This is a genomic window from Petrotoga sibirica DSM 13575 (assembly GCF_002924625.1).
GTDB classification, from domain to species: Bacteria; Thermotogota; Thermotogae; order Petrotogales; family Petrotogaceae; genus Petrotoga; species Petrotoga sibirica.
The window spans coordinates 1-2051 of the sequence record NZ_JAHC01000039.1; the positions used below are offsets into that span (position 1 = coordinate 1).

The following is a 2051-nucleotide window of genomic DNA, read 5'->3' on the forward strand; positions in this document are numbered from 1 at the left end:
CCTTTATCCTCATGGGTGGGGAGCGGGGGGGGAGGGCGCTAAATCGATCAATGAGTTCCTAAAAATAGTAAAAATATAATAAGCAAAGTAGTGAGGAGATGCTCATGAAGAAGGTTCTATTGATATTTTGCATATTGCTTCTTCCTTTTTCCCTTTCTCTATCTCTATCTCTATCTTTTAATTCTCCTAGCTTTATCTGGAATTACGTTAGTAGCTACCAAACAGATGAACTAATGTATTGGAAAGTCAAATATACCAAAAATTTAATAGAGCTTATTGAAGATTATTTTCCGTTCTTAGAAAAATCAGGTTTATCTCTTCCTATAACTTCGAATGTCGAGGTTCATTTTATTGATGTTGGTAAAATTACCAGATAATGTTGATATTTTAATTGACGGGGGTAATAATTGGTATGGTGACGATATAGTTACTTACCTTAACTCACAAAATGTTGATGATATAGAATATTTGATAGCTACCCATCCTGATGCAGATCACATAGATGGGTTGGTGGAGGTTTTAAAAGCTTTTGAAGTTAAAAATGTCTATGCCCCAGATGTTTCTCATACTACGAAAACCTATAATGATTTTGTTTTAGAAGTGAGAAAGGAAGGAACTTATATCAAAACAGCTAAAGCTGGAATTACTTTGATCAACCCTGCTTTAGCTGCTGTAATAGGCTACCCTTCATTCAGTAATGTGTTTTTTGTGGGTCCTGTGAAAGAGTATGGAAAAGATCTAAATTCTTGGAGTGCCGTTATGAAAATGAATTTTGGAAATTCGACTTTTCTGTTTGCAGGAGATGCAGAGAGAATTTCCGAAATGGATATGATAGATAATAATATTCCTTTAAAGGCAGATGTTCTTAAGGTTGGACACCACGGATCCAGTTCTTCAACTTCACAAGAGTTTTTAAAAGAGGTTAATCCAAAGTATGCGATTATATCTGTAGGTAAAAATAATAATTACGGTCATCCGTCCCAGGAAGTATTAGAAAGATTGGAAAAACATAAAGTAGATCTTTTTCGTACAGATTTACAGGGAGTTATTATATCTATTAGTGAAGGCAATAAAATAAATTTTAACGTAGAACCAATAAACACTGTTAATCTTATAGAAGACATCCAAGAATCAGAACAACAAAAATATTCTATATTGATTACTAACTTAGATGTGTTTAATGAAAAGGTCACTATCTGTAACAAAACTGATGAAGACGTTGATTTAACAGGATGGGTTTTGGTTAGCGAAGTTGGGAGTCAAAAGTTCAATTTTCCAGATGGGTATATACTTAAAGCTGGAGAATGTGTGAATATTTTGTCAGGCCGTAACGCAATAGAAGAACCTCCAACTAACTTCAAATGGACAGGAGCTTATATCTGGAATAATGATGGAGACACTGCAGCCCTATACGATAATGAAGGGGCACTAATAAGCAGAGTTGAATTCTAACATTTCATTGACTAAAATAGTAAAAATAATTATAAATTGTGACTTTACGTTAAAAAAAATGCTTGAAAAAAGAGAACACTTATGTTATAATTTGTATGCTCAAATGGAGTTTATATATTTTACGGGGTCGTGGCGCAGCTGGGAGCGCGCTACCATGGCACGGTAGAGGTCGTGGGTTCAAGTCCCATCGACTCCACCAATATGAGGGAAGTATTCCCTCATTTTTTATATACATAAACCTTTGTTATTATAGGTGGGGAGTGAAGCCCTTCCACTGCTAGGTTATATGGACCGCGGGTGCCTTCCTTAGATTGGGTGGTGGGAGGGGCAAAGGGGCGTTAAAACAAGTTTTTAAAGATAATATTCACCAGGGTAAGGAGGCAGAGAAATGGAAGAGTATCTCACTTTTGATGATGTTTTATTACTACCACAGTATAGTGAAGTGGTACCGAATAAGGTTGATACAACCTCCCGTTTGGTAAAAAATATCCATTTAAAAATACCTTTTCTTTCTGCAGCGATGGATACTGTGAGTGAATCACAAATGGCAAAAGCTATGGCAAGGGAAGGTGCTGTTGGAGTTATTCATAAAAATATGT

At 35.7% G+C, this 2051-nt stretch carries 3 protein-coding genes and 1 tRNA gene; all 4 read left to right on the plus strand.

The window, feature by feature from the left end:
- Positions 1–104 precede the first annotated feature (104 nt).
- Positions 105–377: a hypothetical protein gene (locus AA80_RS09465; RefSeq protein ID WP_103877477.1), complete on the plus strand. Its 273-nt coding sequence runs from the start codon at positions 105–107 to the stop codon at positions 375–377.
- Complete coding sequence (locus AA80_RS09470; protein ID WP_211286599.1) at positions 355–1452, plus strand: lamin tail domain-containing protein; 1098 nt, start codon at positions 355–357, stop codon at positions 1450–1452. Before AA80_RS09465 ends, AA80_RS09470 begins: the two co-directional genes overlap by 23 nt.
- 123 nt (positions 1453–1575) lie before the next feature.
- Positions 1576–1651 (plus strand) — tRNA-Ala (locus AA80_RS09475).
- A 189-nt stretch (positions 1652–1840) separates the two neighbouring features.
- Positions 1841–2051 (plus strand): IMP dehydrogenase (locus AA80_RS09480; RefSeq protein WP_146049062.1); only part of this gene is annotated, 211 nt, incomplete at its 3' end.